This window comes from Oceanidesulfovibrio marinus, from assembly GCF_013085545.1.
In the GTDB taxonomy this organism is placed as follows: domain Bacteria; phylum Desulfobacterota; class Desulfovibrionia; order Desulfovibrionales; family Desulfovibrionaceae; genus Oceanidesulfovibrio; species Oceanidesulfovibrio marinus.
In genome coordinates this window covers 1,165,132-1,181,375 of record NZ_CP039543.1, presented here as the reverse complement: position 1 = coordinate 1,181,375, position 16,244 = coordinate 1,165,132, and the positions used below count along the sequence as shown (strand labels likewise).

The 16,244-nt window shown below is 55.1% G+C and carries 8 protein-coding genes, 2 tRNA genes, 3 rRNA genes and 1 pseudogene; 8 read left to right on the top strand and 6 right to left on the bottom strand.

The window, feature by feature from the left end; genetic code table 11:
* Positions 1-193: 193 nt before the first annotated feature.
* Both E8L03_RS05295 and E8L03_RS05290 read right to left on the bottom strand, forming a co-directional pair.
* Positions 194-1,933: an ArnT family glycosyltransferase gene (locus E8L03_RS05295; protein WP_171266766.1), complete on the bottom strand. Its 1,740-nt coding sequence runs from the start codon at positions 1,931-1,933 to the stop codon at positions 194-196.
* Positions 1,930-3,618, bottom strand: coding sequence for a tetratricopeptide repeat protein (locus tag E8L03_RS05290; protein WP_171266765.1), 1,689 nt, complete (start codon positions 3,616-3,618; stop codon positions 1,930-1,932). Before E8L03_RS05290 ends, E8L03_RS05295 begins: the two co-directional genes overlap by 4 nt.
* Before the next feature lie 490 nt (positions 3,619-4,108).
* On the opposite strand from E8L03_RS05290, the gene E8L03_RS05285 reads away from it, so the two are divergent.
* The 8 genes and pseudogenes from E8L03_RS05285 to E8L03_RS05245 form a co-directional block, all read left to right on the top strand.
* A 16S ribosomal RNA gene (locus E8L03_RS05285) occupies positions 4,109-5,659 on the top strand.
* A 152-nt stretch (positions 5,660-5,811) separates the two neighbouring features.
* Positions 5,812-5,888, top strand: a tRNA-Ile gene (locus tag E8L03_RS05280).
* 37 nt (positions 5,889-5,925) lie between these two features.
* Positions 5,926-6,001 (top strand) — tRNA-Ala (locus tag E8L03_RS05275).
* A 165-nt stretch (positions 6,002-6,166) separates the two neighbouring features.
* Positions 6,167-9,081 (top strand): 23S ribosomal RNA (locus E8L03_RS05270).
* A gap of 49 nt (positions 9,082-9,130) precedes the next feature.
* Positions 9,131-9,245, top strand: a 5S ribosomal RNA gene (rrf, locus tag E8L03_RS05265).
* Together the 16S, 23S and 5S rRNA genes with 2 tRNA genes alongside form the textbook arrangement of a ribosomal RNA operon.
* 219 nt (positions 9,246-9,464) lie before the next feature.
* A complete protein-coding gene (locus E8L03_RS05260) occupies positions 9,465-9,653 on the top strand; it encodes a transposase (RefSeq protein ID WP_171266764.1) in 189 nt (62 codons plus the stop codon).
* Between the two features lie 10 nt (positions 9,654-9,663).
* Positions 9,664-10,901 (top strand): IS3 family transposase gene (locus tag E8L03_RS05255; protein ID WP_171266763.1). Its coding sequence is split into 2 segments (ribosomal slippage): positions 9,664-10,009 and positions 10,009-10,901, totalling 1,239 coding nucleotides; the frame shifts between segments, so codons are not numbered across the junction.
* Between the two features lie 14 nt (positions 10,902-10,915).
* Positions 10,916-11,988, top strand: a pseudogene (locus E8L03_RS05245) (IS3 family transposase); the annotation flags it as partial.
* 138 nt (positions 11,989-12,126) lie between these two features.
* Here the strand turns inward: E8L03_RS05245 and E8L03_RS05240 are convergent.
* Genes E8L03_RS05240 through E8L03_RS05225 form a run of 4 tightly spaced genes read right to left on the bottom strand, consistent with a single transcriptional unit; the run spans position 12,127 to position 16,222 of the window.
* On the bottom strand, positions 12,127-13,374 hold the full coding sequence (locus E8L03_RS05240) for a glycosyltransferase family 4 protein (protein WP_171266761.1): 1,248 nt from the start codon (positions 13,372-13,374) through the stop codon (positions 12,127-12,129).
* A gap of 22 nt (positions 13,375-13,396) precedes the next feature.
* Positions 13,397-14,374, bottom strand: a complete 978-nt coding sequence (locus tag E8L03_RS05235) for a lysylphosphatidylglycerol synthase transmembrane domain-containing protein (protein ID WP_171266760.1) — start codon at positions 14,372-14,374, stop codon at positions 13,397-13,399.
* The gene (locus E8L03_RS05230; protein WP_171266759.1) at positions 14,364-15,290 is read right to left on the bottom strand and encodes a sulfotransferase family protein; all 927 of its coding nucleotides are present in this window, start codon (positions 15,288-15,290) and stop codon (positions 14,364-14,366) included. The genes E8L03_RS05235 and E8L03_RS05230 overlap by 11 nt, the downstream gene beginning before the upstream one ends.
* Positions 15,287-16,222 carry a glycosyltransferase family 2 protein gene (locus E8L03_RS05225; protein ID WP_171266758.1) on the bottom strand — a complete coding sequence of 312 codons (936 nt, stop codon included), beginning with the start codon at positions 16,220-16,222 and terminating at the stop codon, positions 15,287-15,289. The genes E8L03_RS05230 and E8L03_RS05225 overlap by 4 nt, the downstream gene beginning before the upstream one ends.
* Positions 16,223-16,244 lie beyond the last annotated feature (22 nt).

Here is a 16,244-nt window from a genome sequence, read left to right as displayed (position 1 = left end):
CCGCGCATGGGAAGGCGATCGGGAGGAGAAGGGCGGCGGGAGTTTGGGACGCAGGAGACGCCGGAGGGAAGCTGCGAAGAACGGTGTTCATGGCTGCCGCCGATGTGCTGTGATGGAGGCAGCCTTCGTTCGACTTATATAAGGATAGGGCGCGTGGTTTTTCAGATGGCTTGCAAGCGTCCAATGTGGAGAATCATTGCCGGGGAGATTCCCGATGCGGATGTATCGGCCCGGCTTCACACGGAGTGCACGGCGAGAAGTTCAGAGTATTCCGCGCCTGGTGTATCCGGAAGCGATGCGGCCCCGTGGGCGCCAGGACAAAAGGCAGGGGCCCGAAGACGCTGGAGTAGAATCCGGACAATCTATCTGTATGTTGGAGTGCGAGCCAGCTGCAACCCGGGTAATCGATCACTCCCTTTTTCCCAAAGTATTGGAGTGGGATGGGTTTTTGTAGCATGCCCAGCGGCAGAATGAGGATATCGCCCTGACGGACAGTGGAGCAATGATGGTCCAGCGGCTTGAACCCCTGGTCCTGCATCGCGTACTGGAACCCCCAATGCCCAGCGAAGAATACTGAACCTGAAAAATCAGGAGCTTTCGTTTCCAGATATTGGTCTAGGTTTTCGGCAAAGTCGCGCCCCGCGTTGGCCCAGCGCATGTCGCACCAGGCTAGAGCGATGGTCAATCCACCAGCCACAAGCACAGGGATAATCCAGGCAGGCGACCATTGCCGGGTGACGCCTCGGCCATTGGTAGGCATACGGCGCTCCAGCATCCGGACAACCAGTATGGCTGCGGCAGGAATGAGAGGCAGGATGGAGCGGCTGTTGATCGTCCAGTTGATGCACGCGGCGAAGATGAACTGTCCCCAGATCCACAGGCTGAGCAGTAATGTTTCGGCGTCAGGCGTGCGGATGCTTTCGTAGAGTGGCGCGCCCAGAAGGGATACCCCGCCGGCGATAAGGATGCCGGCCTGGATCGCGATGAACCAGCGCAGGTTGCCAATGGTGGCGTAATCCACACCGCAATATCCGCCGACAGCAATAGATACGAGCAGAACCGATGCTGCCAGGAGTATGAGCCAAATCCAGCGGCGTCCCCACGCCGCCGGTGCGAGCAGGTTGCAGCCGAGGAGGCCTCCTCCTAGGAACGCCAGACCGGTGAGGATGGAGCGCGGCAGAGATGCAATCCCCCTGGACGCCATGCTTCCGTGAAGCAGCGAGTACCCCATGGCGCTGGATAACAAGCCATGACCGTAGATGGCCGCTGTCGACCATTCGTACAGCAGCGCCATGAGCACCGGAACCAGAAGCCAGCACGTGCGCATACGGACCCGCCGCGAGTGGACGAGGGAAAAGGCCAGCAGCAAGGGGAGAAGCGCCAGGGCGTTGTACTTGGCAAGTATGGCAAGACCGGCGATAACGGCTCCAAGCGCCAGGAGGATCGCGTGGTCCTCCTGTTCCCCCCGCACCCAGAGATACACGGCCCATACCCATAGAGCCATGAGCAACGGTTCCGCCATGAAGCTGCCGGACGCCAGGAAAAATGGCGCTGAGAATATGGTCAGGAGTGTTGCCAGCCATGCGTTGCAGCACAGCCGGCCCGCAAGCCTATAGGTTCCCAACACGGCCAGGGCCGAAGGCAGCAGCATGCCGGCGTGTAGCCAGAGCAGGGATCGGCCTCCGAGTGCAAAGAGCGCAGCCAGGTAATACGATGTCAGAGGAGGATTCTTCATCACCTCCCACATGGGCATATCCCAGCCATACCAGTTCACGCAGAACCCGTAGAAATCCAGTGGATTCTGCAGAATGTGTTCAGCGCTCCAGAGAAAGAGCGGATCGTCAATGTGAGCAGCCTTCCCGAGAAAAGGCGCCATGCAGACAATGAACGCTGCGCAAAGCAGCAGTGATGTCCGGATCCTCGAGATATTCATGGGCCTCCATTTTGATCGGTTGAATTACCGTCTCGGCCTGTTCCATTGGTAGAGTTTGATAATATTTTCTTGAGCTGCTGGATATTATTGATTGTTTCACGGTCATCAAGGGCAAGAGCATGCGCCGCCTCAAACTCTTGGAGGGCCTCGTCGATTATTCCCAACTTGTAGAGTGAGAACGCCAGATACTTGTGGAGCAGGGCAGAATCCTCATGCTTTGACAGCCCATCGCGCAAAACCTGGGCAGCGAGCTGGAAGTCGTCCCTGGCCAGGTAGGCAGAAGCGACGTACCAGTAGCTTTCCGGATCGTTTGGCCTGATGTCGAGCTGTTTCTGATAGTGGAGAAGCGCTTGGTGCGTGTCCCCGTGCTCCAAATAATACTTCCCGAGAATTCTATGTGCGGTGTAATTGTTTCGAGTCTTCTCAACCGTGTATGCAAATAATGTTTCCGTGTCGTGCCACAATGTGGTCTGCAATCTGCTTAGGAAGACGCATGCAGAGAGAATGGAGAGGCAGAGCACGCCTGCCAGTACCTGACACCATATGGATGCGCAGCTTCTGAACAGCAGCTGGTGTACGCCCCATACGGCAGCGATGTAGAGACCGATGAACGGCAGGTAGGCATAACGATCCGCCATGTATTGCACGCCTATCTGGACGATGCCGACCACTGGAAGCATGGCGGCAAGGTACCAGAGCCATCCCATAAGAAGGTATGGAGCAACGCGACGGGCGCGATAAATGAGCCAGGTCGCCAGCAAGAGAATCAGCCCGGACGATACGACCTTCCAAAGAGCGATCGATTTCCGGAGCGGATAGAGCGGGGTGAGTGGATGTGGCCAGACAAGCTTCCCAAGGTACGCGACATATGAGGTCAGGACATTTCCGACGCGTTGCCAGACGCTCCATTCATCAAGTGGAGCAAGCGCCTTGCTCTGTGAAGAAAGCGCGATGACACAGAAGACGCCGACGACAACGAACATTGGCAGTTTCTCATAGAGTAGATGCGCATTCCCTTTCCAGGAGCCTGATAGACTCTTCACGGCGGTCGTGCGTCTGAACGGCCAGTAGTCAAAGAGCAGCAGGAGGACGGGGAGGGTGACGAGCATGGGCTTGGCCATCAGCCCCAGCGCCAGGAAGATCAACGCCCAAATGCGATTGCGCCTTGAATGATCCGGCTTCGTGATCGAGCACGTATGCGCGATAATGGCCGCGAGGGCAAAGGTCATGCTCAGGACATCCTTGCGCTCGGCGACCCAGGCCACGGACTCAACATGGATGGGATGCACCGCGAAGATTGCGGCAGCCATGGCGCTACGCCAGGTGGCGCCGGTTAGCCCGGCAAGGGCGAGAAAGAGCAGAATCGCGTTGCCGCAGTGCAGCGCCAGGTTTGCGAGGTGATGGGGCAGGGGAGCAAGGCCAGCCAGCTCCACAACGGCCATGTGCGATAGCCACGTGACAGGGTTCCAGTTGCCGCCTTTGGATGTGGAGAAAGCCCAGGCAACACCGGGAGCAGACAAGCCGCCGCGTACCTGGACATTGTCGGTTACGTAGAGCCCGTCATCGTAACCAATGAAATCATTAAAGATACACCCTCCATGTGCAGCAATTGCGAGCAACACCAAAGCAAGGCTTATAAGGATCAGGCGTTGTGCGGGAGTGTGTGAACTGGAAGAGTAGATCATAGTTGGGGTATCCAGAGGGCAAATTTCTTGTTCGCGAGACGAAAAACACGGTAGAGTATTATTCCTGTGTTGCCAAGATGTTAAGTGCCATTTTCAGGGCTGTTGCCAGAAGTTTGTTTGAACCTTTTGGAATTTTCTTGAAGAAACCGCTTGACGGTACCCCCGATTTTTGATGAAACGCACGTCTCGCACGGCGGCACTGCCGAAGCGCGAGACGGCGGCAAAAAGCTTTTGAGAGATTTTTTGAAAAAAGTTGAAAAAAGCAGTTGACGCCACGAAGCAAAACACATAGGTTCTTTCTTCCCCGCTGAGGGGAAGCCGGGAGCAGCCAAAACGAGGTTTTGACACTCCCACGAGCAACGCGCTTGGTTGCTCTTTGACAAGTGAATAGCGAGTCGGGCAAGGAAGCATTTGCCTAATGCAGCAGGTTAATACTTGTTGTTTGGGTGGGTGCTCCGTTCAGATTCTAATTCAGCTTTATCGACTCTTTTAACTGGAGAGTTTGATTCTGGCTCAGATTGAACGCTGGCGGCGTGCTTAACACATGCAAGTCGAGCGAGAAAGTCCGCTTCGGTGGATGAGTACAGCGGCGCACGGGTGAGTAACGCGTGGATGATCTGCCCTCAAGATCGGGATAACAGTGGGAAACCGCTGCTAATACCGGATACGCTTTACGTTTATCGTAAGGGAAAGGTGGCCTCTCAGTGAAGCTACCACTTGGGGATGAGTCCGCGTCTCATTAGCTAGACGGTGGGGTAACGGCCCACCGTGGCTACGATGAGTAGCCGGCCTGAGAGGGTGGCCGGCCACACTGGGACTGGAACACGGCCCAGACTCCTACGGGAGGCAGCAGTGGGGAATATTGCGCAATGGGCGAAAGCCTGACGCAGCGACGCCGCGTGAGGGAAGAAGGCCTTCGGGTCGTAAACCTCTGTCAGGAGGGAAGAACCCCGAGGATGCGAATAGTGTCTTCGGCTGACGGTACCTCCAGAGGAAGCACCGGCTAACTCCGTGCCAGCAGCCGCGGTAATACGGAGGGTGCAAGCGTTAATCGGAATCACTGGGCGTAAAGCGTACGTAGGCGGCTTTGCAAGTCAGACGTGAAAGCCCTCGGCTCAACCGAGGAATTGCGTTTGAAACTGCAAGGCTCTGAGTTCGGGAGAGGGTAGCGGAATTCCCGGTGTAGGAGTGAAATCCGTAGATATCGGGAGGAACACCAGTGGCGAAGGCGGCTACCTGGACCGATACTGACGCTGAGGTACGAAAGCGTGGGGAGCAAACAGGATTAGATACCCTGGTAGTCCACGCTGTAAACGATGGACGTTAGGTGTCGGGGGCTTGACCCTCGGTGCCGCAGCTAACGCGTTAAACGTCCCGCCTGGGGAGTACGGTCGCAAGGCTGAAACTCAAAGAAATTGACGGGGGCCCGCACAAGCGGTGGAGTATGTGGTTTAATTCGATGCAACGCGAAGAACCTTACCTGGGCTTGACATCCCGCGAACCCTCCCGAAACGGAGGGGTGCCCTTCGGGGAGCGCGGTGACAGGTGCTGCATGGCTGTCGTCAGCTCGTGCCGTGAGGTGTTGGGTTAAGTCCCGCAACGAGCGCAACCCCTATTCTTAGTTGCCAGCGATTAAAGTCGGGCACTCTAAGGAGACTGCCTCGGTCAACGGGGAGGAAGGTGGGGATGACGTCAAGTCATCATGGCCCTTACGCCCAGGGCTACACACGTACTACAATGGCGGATACAAAGGGTTGCTAAACCGCGAGGTCACGCCAATCCCAAAAAATCCGTCCCAGTCCGGATTGCAGTCTGCAACTCGACTGTATGAAGTCGGAATCGCTAGTAATCCCGGATCAGCATGCCGGGGTGAATACGTTCCCGGGCCTTGTACACACCGCCCGTCACACCACGAAAGCTGGTTCTACCCGAAGTCGCCGAGCTAACCCTCGGGAGGCAGGCGCCGACGGTAGGGCTGGTGATTGGGGTGAAGTCGTAACAAGGTAGCCGTAGGGGAACCTGCGGCTGGATCACCTCCTTTAAGAAAAAAGCCCGACTCGCTGTTCACTTGCAAGGAGCAGCTTCGATGCTCGAAGTGTTCTTTCACAAGCGAGAGGAAAACCGCGAAGCCCTTTGAAGGCCCACCGGACCCTCGGGCCGCACGGCCGGGTCGCGACAAGCGAAACGCATCGTGGGCCTATAGCTCAGCTGGCTAGAGCGCACGCCTGATAAGCGTGAGGTCGGTAGTTCAAGTCTACCTAGGCCCACCACGTACGCCCCGGATCGGGGTCCACGAGACGAAATCGTGGGGGTGTAGCTCAGCTGGGAGAGCACCTGCCTTGCAAGCAGGGGGTCATCGGTTCGAATCCGTTCACCTCCACCATTTGATTCGGGTGGTCACGACGGATACGGTTTTTCCTCAGATTGGTTCAACAGTCGTCTTCCGACTGCGCCGGGAAATCTTCTACTGGAAGGTTGTCCGACGCCGGGTGGCGACACCCGGACCAACGCTCTTTGACAGGTAAATAGGGAATGGATGAGAACGGGTAGAAAAGATAGAAAGGGCAAACGGTGGATGCCTTGGCGCCGGCAGGCGATGAAGGACGTGGTAGGCTGCGATAAGCCTCGGGGAGCCGCCAAGCAGGCTTTGAACCGAGGATTTCCGAATGGGGCAACCCAGCCGGAGTTATCCGGTTATCCTTTGGCTGAATGCATAGGCCTTAGGAAGCGAACCCAGGGAAGTGAAACATCTCAGTACCTGGAGGAGAAGAAATCAAGCGAGATTCCCTCAGTAGCGGCGAGCGAACGGGGATTAGCCCAAACCGTCGGCTTTCGAGCAGGCGGGGTTGTAGGACCTCCATACGAGATCCGTATGCGATAATGGAAGCAGCTGGGAAGCTGTGCCATAGAGAGTGATAGCCTCGTACATGAAATCGTACGCGGCTCAGGAGGCTCCTGAGTACCGCGGGGCACGTGAAACCCCGTGGGAATCTGGGTGGACCATCATCCAAGGCTAAATACTCGCCGGCGACCGATAGTGCACCAGTACCGTGAGGGAAAGGTGAAAAGAACCCCTGATAGGGGAGTGAAATAGAACCTGAAACCGTTTGCCTACAAGCAGTTCGAGCATCTTTATGGTGTGAGAGCGTGCCTTTTGCATAATGAGTCAGCGAGTTACTCTCTCGTGCAAGGTTAAGCGTGAGCGGAGCCGAAGCGAAAGCGAGTCTGAATAGGGCGATCAGTACGAGGGAGTAGACCCGAAACCCGGTGATCTATCCATGGGCAGGTTGAAGCTCGGGTAAAACCGAGTGGAGGACCGAACCGTTGAAGGTTGAAAACTTCTCGGATGACCTGTGGATAGGGGTGAAAGGCCAATCAAACCGGGTGATAGCTGGTTCTCCCCGAAATATATTGAGGTATAGCCTCAGGTGATGACTGACGGAGGTAGAGCACTGAAAGGGCTAGGGGCCCCACCAGGTTACCAAACCCTATCAAACTCCGAATGCCGTCAGTTTCCAGCCTGGGAGTCAGACTCTGGGTGCGAAGGTCCAGGGTCGAAAGGGAAACAGCCCAGACCGACAGCTAAGGTCCCAAAATCCATGCTCAGTGGGAAAGGAAGTGGGAGCGTATAGACAGCCAGGAGGTTGGCTTAGAAGCAGCCATCCTTTAAAGAAAGCGTAATAGCTCACTGGTCTAATGCTCCTGCGCCGAAAATGTAACGGGGCTAAGCATGGTACCGAAGCTTCGGGCGCGAACTTTGTTCGCGCGGTAGGGGAGCGTTCCCATCGGGACGAAGGTGAATCGTAAGGTTTGCTGGACTGATGGGAAGTGATTATGCTGACATGAGTAACGATAAAACAGGTGAGAAACCTGTTCGCCGTAAGCCCAAGGTTTCCTGGGTAAAGGTAATCTTCCCAGGGTTAGTCGGTCCCTAAGGCGAGGCCGAAAGGCGTAGCCGATGGAAAACGGATTAATATTTCCGTACCACGCATAACGCGCGATGAGGGGACGCAGAAGGGTAGACCATCCATCTGTTGGAATAGATGGTGTAAGCGTGTAGGCTTGAGGGTAGGCAAATCCGCCCTCTGGACGGCCGAGACGCGATGCCGTGACTTAACGTCTGAAGTGGTTAAGCCCATGCTGCCAAGAAAAGCCTCTAAGTATAGTTGTGCGTGACCGTACCGCAAACCAACTCAGGTGGGCGGGGAGAGCATCCCAAGGCGCTTGAGAGAACTCTAGCTAAGGAACTCGGCAAAATGACCCCGTAACTTCGGGATAAGGGGTGCTTCTGATGGTGAGAGAATTTACTTCTTCAGCTGTCGGAAGCCGCAGAGAAATGGCGGTGGCGACTGTTTACTAAAAACATAGGACTCTGCTAAGTCGCAAGACGACGTATAGGGTCTGACGCCTGCCCGGTGCCGGAAGGTTAAGGGGTGGGGTTAGCGTAAGCGAAGCTCTAAACCGAAGCCCCGGTAAACGGCGGCCGTAACTATAACGGTCCTAAGGTAGCGAAATTCCTTGTCGGGTAAGTTCCGACCTGCACGAATGGCGTAACGATCTCCGCGCTGTCTCAGCTAGAGACTCAGTGAAATTGAATTGGCGGTGAAAATGCCGTCTACCCGCGGAAAGACGGAAAGACCCTGTGCACCTTTACTGCAGCTTGACATTGGGTTTTGGGCTAGCATGTGTAGGATAGGTGGGAGACTGTGAATCGGGCACGCCAGTGTTCGTGGAGTCACCCTTGAAATACCACCCTTGCTAGTCTAAGGCTCTAATCCGATACCGTTATCCGGTTCGGAAACAGTGTCTGGCGGGTAGTTTGACTGGGGCGGTCGCCTCCCAAAAAGTAACGGAGGCATGCAAAGGTTCCCTCAGGCTGATTGGAAACCAGCCGTTGAGTGCAAAGGCATAAGGGAGCTTGACTGTAAGAGAGACATCTCGAGCAGGAACGAAAGTTGGCCTTAGTGATCCGGTGGTCCCGCATGGAAGGGCCATCGCTCATTGGATAAAAGGTACGCCGGGGATAACAGGCTGATCGCGTCCAAGAGTTCACATCGACGACGCGGTTTGGCACCTCGATGTCGGCTCATCACATCCTGGGGCTGAAGCAGGTCCCAAGGGTTCGGCTGTTCGCCGATTAAAGTGGTACGCGAGCTGGGTTTAAAACGTCGTGAGACAGTTTGGTCCCTATCTTCCGTGGGCGCAGGAGACTTGAGAGGGGTTGCCCCTAGTACGAGAGGACCGGGGTGAACGATCCGCTGGTGGACCTGTTGTCGTGCCAACGGCACAGCAGGGTAGCCATGATCGGAAAGGATAACCGCTGAAGGCATCTAAGCGGGAAGCCTGCCTCAAGATAAGGTCTCCCCGAAGGACCCATGTAGACTACATGGTTGATAGGCCGGGTGTGTAAGCACAGCGATGTGTTCAGCAAACCGGTACTAATAGTCCGTTCGTCTTTTTTACTCATCATTCTCATCCATCCCTATTTTTCCTTATATTTCGCCAAATTTGTCCTGGCGGCCAGGGAGGAGGGGCCACACCCGTTCCCATTCCGAACACGGAAGTTAAGCCCTCCATCGCCGATGATACTGCGGAGGAGTTCGTGGGAAAGTAGGTCGCTGCCAGGGCACATCCTTACAGAAAGGCCCGAGTTGGATTTCCAACTCGGGCCTTTCTGCGTTCGGGGGGGGGGCGGGGGGGGAGTACGATCGTAGTGTGCTTATGCAGGGTTAGACCAAGCAGGTGAACGGTTGTCTTGTGACGGAACCATCTGTTCAGGCCGTCAGTGAAGTAGCCCCCGTTTCGACCGGACACCTCACAAACGCTTAGGAGATGGGTCTAGCACTATGACCAGACCTGATGCTAACGAGAGGTACACGGTAGAGGTTGTCACGGAGGTCCGGCGCCGGCGCTGGAGCACCCAGGAGAAGATGCGCATCGTCGAGGAGTCTTTTCATCCCGGGCTGTCGGTCTCCTATGTGGCCCGTGGAGTAGCCCCCGTTTCGACCGGACACCTCGGCATACCGAAGAGGTAGGTCTGGAGGCATGTCTAGACATAGTGCTAACGAGTATCCGACGGTAGAGGTGGTGCACAGTGTCCAGCGCCGGCGCTGGGCACTGACCGAGAAGTTGCGGATCGTCGAGGAGTCGTCGCAGCCAGGCATGAGCGTCTCCTACGTGGCCCGCAAGCACGGCATCGCCCCCAATCTCCTTTTCCGCTGGAGGAAGCTCATGAGCGAGGGCGGCAGGAAAGCCATCGAGGCCAACGACACGGTTGTTTCGGCAGCCGAAGCGCGGGCCATGAAGAAGCGCATCCGCGATCTCGAGCGCCTTCTGGGCAAGAAGACGATGGAAGTGGAGATCCTCAAGGAGGCCATCGAGATTGCGCGCGAAAAAAAACTGATCTCGCGCACGCCATTGCCCTTCGAGGACGATACCCCATGACGCGCGTTGCAGACGCCATGGGCGTTTCCCGGTCCAGGCTTGTGGAGCGCGTCGGCGCCCAGCCAAAGGTGAGGCCGCCTCGCTATTCCAAGGCAGAAGATGAAGCGCTGCTGCCGCTCATTCGCGACATCATCGACGATCGTCTCACGTACGGCTACAGGCGGGTTTGCGCCGTGCTCAATCGACGCCTGGTTGAGTTGGGCCAGCCTCGCGTGAATCACAAACGCGTTTACCGCATCATGCGCCTTCATGGACTTCTGCTGACGCGGCATTCCGGCAAGCGGCCGACGCGCGCCCATGACGGCAAGGTAATTACGCTGCGCAGCAACCTGCGCTGGAGTTCCGACGTCTTCGAAGTGTCCTGCGCCAATGGCGAGGCGGTCAGGGTGGCGTTCGCCATTGATTGCTGCGACAGGGAAGTCATCGGCCATATGGCGTCGAGCCGGGGCATTTCCAGCTCGATGATCCAGGACCTGATGCTGGAGTGCGTCGAGAAGCGGTTCGGGACAAATCGAACTCCCCGCCCGGTGCAATGGCTTTCGGACAACGGCTCATGCTACACGGCGAAAGACACGGTGGAGTTCGCCTCGTGGCTGGGCCTGGAGAGCCGGTTCACGCCCGTCAGGAGCCCGGAGAGCAACGGCATTGCCGAAGCGTTCGTGAACACGTTCAAGCGTGATTACGTGCGCATAAGCGACAGGCCGGATGCCGTGACGGTGTTCGGACAGCTGGCGGACTGGATCGAAGATTACAACGAGAGGCATCCCCACAAGGGGTTGCGGATGAAATCTCCTCGCGAGTTCATCCGCTCTATGGCAACAGCCGAGTGTCCGATTTAGCGGGGGCAACACCAGCCCGCAAGAACGGTGTTGCGCCGAGCCTGCTGTATCGATGGCGCAAGCTCATGAGTGAAGGGGGCATGGTTGCCGTGAAATCCGACGATTCGGTCATCAGCGCAGCTGAAGCCAGAGACATGAAGAAACGGATTCGTGAGCTGGAACGCTTGCTCGGCCGCAAGACCATGGAGGTCGAGATTCTCAAGGACGCCCTGGAGGTTGCTCGCGAAAAAAAACTGATCTCGCGTACACAGTTGTCCTTCAAGGACGACACGCCGTGAAGCGCATAGCAGAAGCGCTCGACATCTCACGCTCGAGGCTGAACGAGCGCCTGGCAGATCGGCCTCGCGTGCGCCCTCCGAGGTACTCGAAGGCAGAGGACGAAAGGTTGCTGTCCAAGATCCGGGATATCATCGATGAGCGCCTGACATACGGCTACCGCCGCGTCTGTGCGGTGCTCAACAGGCGGCTTCGACAACGCGGCCTGACGCCGGGGAACCACAAGCGGATTTACCGCATCATGAAGCTTCATGGCTTGCTGCTCACCCGACACACTGGCAAACGCTCTGACAGGCCCCACGACGGCAAGGTCATCGTGCTGAAACGCAATGTGCGTTGGAGTTCGGACGTATTCGAGATCGGCTGCGACAATGGCGAATCGGTTCGGGTTGCCTTCGCCCTTGATTGTCGCGACCGTGAAGTTGTCGGACACGTTGCCACAACCGGTGGCGTTTCCGGAGAAATGATCCGCGATCTGATGCTTGAATGCGTGGAAAAACGCTTCGGCAGCGTCCCCGCATCGCATCGGGTGGAATGGCTTTCAGACAACGGTTCCTGCTATACGGCAAGGGAAACGGTGGCGTTTGCGGCCGAGGTCGGTCTGGTGTCGAAATTTACGCCCGTCAGAAGTCCTGAGAGCAACGGCATGGCCGAGTCATTCGTGAAGACCTTCCGCAGGGACTACGTGAGGGTCAAGGAGCACCCCGACGCCCGCAGTGTACTGGCCTCGCTTGGCGCGTGGTTTGAGGACTACAACGAACACCATCCGCTCAAAGGGATGAAGATGATGTCCCCACGGGAATACATCAGATCGCTGAAGCCCTCAGTGTCGGGGAATGAAGAGCCGGAGGGACGCCGCCGAGAATGGGCCCGACAAGAGCTCGTCAGAGGCGGCGGACCGGAGGCAGGGCACTAACAGGGGTGTCCGGTTTTGCGAGGGCAACTCCAGTCAGTCTGTGCGATTGGTGGCCTCATCAACACAATCGTGGGGCGTATTCTCGTCCCACAGAAAAGCGTTGTAAGCCTCACCTATGGCCTTCCAATCAAAACGCTCCACCACAAATTTTCTCGCGTTCTTTGGTATGGTTGGCTGGGGATCACTCAAAATGTTGATGACCTTCTGCGAGATGGACTGCGGGTCCTGCTGCCTGATCCTGTAGCCGGTCGCGCCGTCTTCAATATAGTCGTCGAAATTGGGCAGATCCGTAGCGACAACATGGGTCCCGCTCGCCATTGCCTCAATGAATGTAAGACCGAATCCTTCCTGATCACCGTGTGGTGTTCTCACGGAAGGTCCAATGAATATATCAGCCGTAGCATAATAGGGAGGGAGGGCATGTTTCGGCAGTGAGCCGAGGAAGGAGACCTGATCACTGGTGAGATTGAGATTATTACGGCTATTGACGAGAGCGTCATACTCTTCCCCGGAACCGATGATGAGCAGCTTGGCATCTGGAAATGCATGTATGATCTCGGGCATGGCCTGAATGAGATCGGTGACTCCCTTCGGCTTGCTGAGACGTCCGACAAAGAGAAGAAACGGGCCAGATATACGGTGCTGTTGCCGAAGAATCGGATCGCGGCGCTTGGGATTGAACTGCTCTGTATCTATTCCCATGGGAATGACCGCCGTACGAATTTTTGGGGCGATTCCAATGCGTTTTACTTCCTGGACAAGCGAGTTGCTCACCATCGTGAGGCCGTCGATATGGTTCCAAATGTACTTTTTCAGAGGATTGAGCCGGCCCAATCCCCAGATATCTGTGCCATGCACTGTGCATATGACCGAGCATGGATGCATGGAGATCAGGCGAGCGAAAAAGGCGCAGAGTCCTTGTGGCACAATCCAGTGTGCATGAATAATCTGTGGCTTAAATTTACGTAGCAGGTATGCTGCGTAAATTATCTCGGATAGTATTAACGCTGGAACTTGAATCCAGTACCATGTTTTTTTTCGGAGATTTGGAAGAATTGCCTGGCCATTTGTTAATATTTTATCTGTATTGAGCCAATACTTGAAGCGATAGACTGGAATGCCGTCCATGATCGCGCGTGTTTTTGAGCCTGGAGTATATGGTGCAACGACTGTAATATCATTATGTCGTGAGACATGTTTGCATAACTCGTGGACAAAATCAGGAGTCACATCCCCCCCCCAACGAGGATATGTGGAAGTAATCACAAGTATACGTCTCATGGAGATCTATATTCCTATTGCGTCACGAGGGACTATTGCCATCTGTTGAATGCATTGAGGTGGTTGATTCGTGCATGATGTATAATCCGCCTGCAGATCCAAGCGTCACCAGGACAAGTATTCCAACAGCCCGATCCATGACGGCAGCCAGGACAACGATCTCTGCCGGGATCTTCAGGCTGACGCCAATGAAGACTATGACGGCTTCCTTGATGCCCAGACCGGACGGTGTAAGTGATAGAATTGTTCCGATTCCGGCAAGTGAGGCGGCCAAAGCGCAACCGGCCGGTATCATGGGATGGCCTACACTAATAAATGCAATATAGAGGCGGGTGATCGAAATGGAGCTCAAAATCAGAGTCAGAAGAATGATCTTGAGCATCAGGCTGCGGCTCGAACGCAGTTGATGCCAGCCGTCATGAATTTGCAAGATAAACGTATATATTTTTCCAGTATTATTGTGTTTATTTTGAGCTGGTGGAACAAATAACAAAAGGCCAAGGCAAAACACGAATACAGCTGCAAAGGCTATCACCAGAGAGCGAGGGGCGTTGTATTCTATATGATGCAGCCATGCGTACGAAGCGATGCCAATTAGACAGTTTACCAGAATATTCATTGTGATGAATACTGCCTGGGTACTCAGGAACATTGAGTAAGGTAATGTGAATTTTTTTTTGAGATATCGAGCGCGAAAATATGCACCGGCACGTAGCGGAAATATCAAGTTAGTCAATGAGCTTGCAAAAGAGAGAGCGGCCCATTGCTTGAATTGCAATGGTGTACCGAGGTATGTAAAGAATATTTGGTTTGTATACCCAATACAAATAAACGAAGTAATTGCCAGCAGCACTAGAAATAAAAAACTGCCAAAGTTAAATTGGAAGGCCAGTGCCAATCTATCTTTGTTGAGCCATGCCCAGATAGCTGCCCATATCAGTAAGGACAGCATGAGAAAAATCTTTCCGGTCGAGCGTAAATTGCTTTTGTCAATCTTCATGCACCCACTTCCATGGCGTAGGACGACCGAGCACCTGCTCCAGGTGCAATACTTCTGCCCTGCTCATTTCGATCAAACGGCAGCGGAGATCCTCCGTGAGGGAGGGACGTTTTCCTGGGCCCAGAAATATGGCATCTAACAGGCGTTTTATTTTTAGTTGTAAATCTAGCGGGGATGAACGCAAAATGATCCATTTGAGTTGTGGATTGTTGATTAGCGTATACAATATGTTGAAACGTCGTTTTTTTCTCGGATTGGCTTGAATATTACGGATCGTGACGTGCTGGCTTACGTTCAAAAAATGCAAAATTTTTGCGAATGAAGATGAGTTATTGGAAATTAAATTATCAAAAAATTCAACATATACATTCTTTTTGTCAAAGTATTTATACACTCTCTCCAGATGCCTGCCGTATTGTACTCTTTTTGAATAATAGAGCAAAGAGGGTGCCGGAACTCTGGTAGGGATGAGCAAACCTTGTCGACGTTTGGGCTCAGCGTTCAAGGCGGCGTTTAGGTCGCTGATATCTTCATTTTGCTCTTTCAGGTACTGTGCATGGAGTGACGGGATGTATGTGAGTGGATCCCTTAAGAGGATAATGATTTTGGATTCCGGGTTGCAAGAGTGAATATTACGTATGGCTTCTTTCGAAAAAAAGTAGAGGCTCGATGATTCTCCCCCGTATTGTTCTGATCTCCAATTTGAATAGAGTTTGATGTACTCTTCCCAACTGCGGTAGCTGTAAAATTTACGTTTCTTGTGATGTGAATCAGATTCGCTATGAAGGTCCGTGCAGAAAAAGCCTGGCTCTTTTAGAGGAGTCATGAAGACGTCGGGATGTGCAGACAGCATTTGATGGAGCGTCGTGGTCCCGGCCTTCTGCTCTCCGACCAAAAACAGATTGGGCTTCTTCACTCCCGGCACTCCTCGGCAGCCTTCTCCCGTACCTCTTTTTCGATCTCGGCCTGCGCCGCTTCTGCCGCACGTGCAGAGCTCGCGTAGAGCAGCGTGGTCACCTGCTCGGAAACCAGGCCCACAAGGAACGTCAGCACGGCCACGGTCATGAGCATGGCGGATGTGGGGCCGTAGCGCATGCCGAGGAAGAGTATCTTGAACAGGCCCCAGCCCAGGCCGGCTGCGAACATGCCAAGGCTCACCGGGAAGAATATTTTCATCGGCGAGAACAGCGTAGCAATGCGCATGATGATGAGCAGGAAGCGCGGGCCGTCCTTCATCAGCTTGATCTTGCTTTTCCCGCGACGTTTGGCCCCCTGGATAGGCACGTAGATGAGCCGCAGGCCGGAGCGGAGCACAGCCATGGTCAGGGTGGTCGGGTACGAGAACGTGTTGGGCAAGAGGTAGATGAACTCCCGGCCTACCTCGGCGCGCAGGGCGCGGAAGCCGGATGTCAGGTCCTTGATATCCACTCCGGTGATATAGCTGGCGAACCTGTTGTACACCGTGTTGGCCAGGTCGCGGTGCCACTTGGTGTCCGAGTCCTTGCTGCGGGCGCCCACAACCATGTCCGCACGCTCGAGGGCTGCGAGAAGGTCGGGAATACACTCGGGCGGGTGCTGCCCGTCGGCGTCCAGCAGCACGATGATCTCGCCTTGTGCGTTGCGCAGGCCGGCCTTGACCGCGGCGCCGTTACCCATATTCATCGGGTTTGAAACGACACGGGCGCCGGATTGTTCTGCAAGAGCGGCTGTCTCGTCCGTGGAGCCGTCATCCACCAGTACTATTTCATAGCGTCGGCCAATGGCATCCATCGTGCGCTGGATGCGTTCGAGAACGGCTGTGATGCTCTCGGCCTCGTTATGCGCGGGCATGACAATGCTGATGTCCATTCGTGATCCTTGTTATGAAAAG

Excerpts from the sequence above, each read along its gene's own strand:
- E8L03_RS05260 (WP_171266764.1), top strand. The coding sequence starts at position 9,465 with ATGACCAGACCTGATGCTAACGAGAGGTACACGGTAGAGGTTGTCACG.
- E8L03_RS05240 (WP_171266761.1), bottom strand. The coding sequence starts at position 13,374 with ATGAGACGTATACTTGTGATTACTTCCACATATCCTCGTTGGGGGGGG.
- E8L03_RS05235 (WP_171266760.1), bottom strand. The coding sequence starts at position 14,374 with ATGAAGATTGACAAAAGCAATTTACGCTCGACCGGAAAGATTTTTCTC.
- E8L03_RS05225 (WP_171266758.1), bottom strand. The coding sequence starts at position 16,222 with ATGGACATCAGCATTGTCATGCCCGCGCATAACGAGGCCGAGAGCATC.
- E8L03_RS05295 (WP_171266766.1), bottom strand. The coding sequence starts at position 1,933 with ATGAATATCTCGAGGATCCGGACATCACTGCTGCTTTGCGCAGCGTTC.
- E8L03_RS05290 (WP_171266765.1), bottom strand. The coding sequence starts at position 3,618 with ATGATCTACTCTTCCAGTTCACACACTCCCGCACAACGCCTGATCCTT.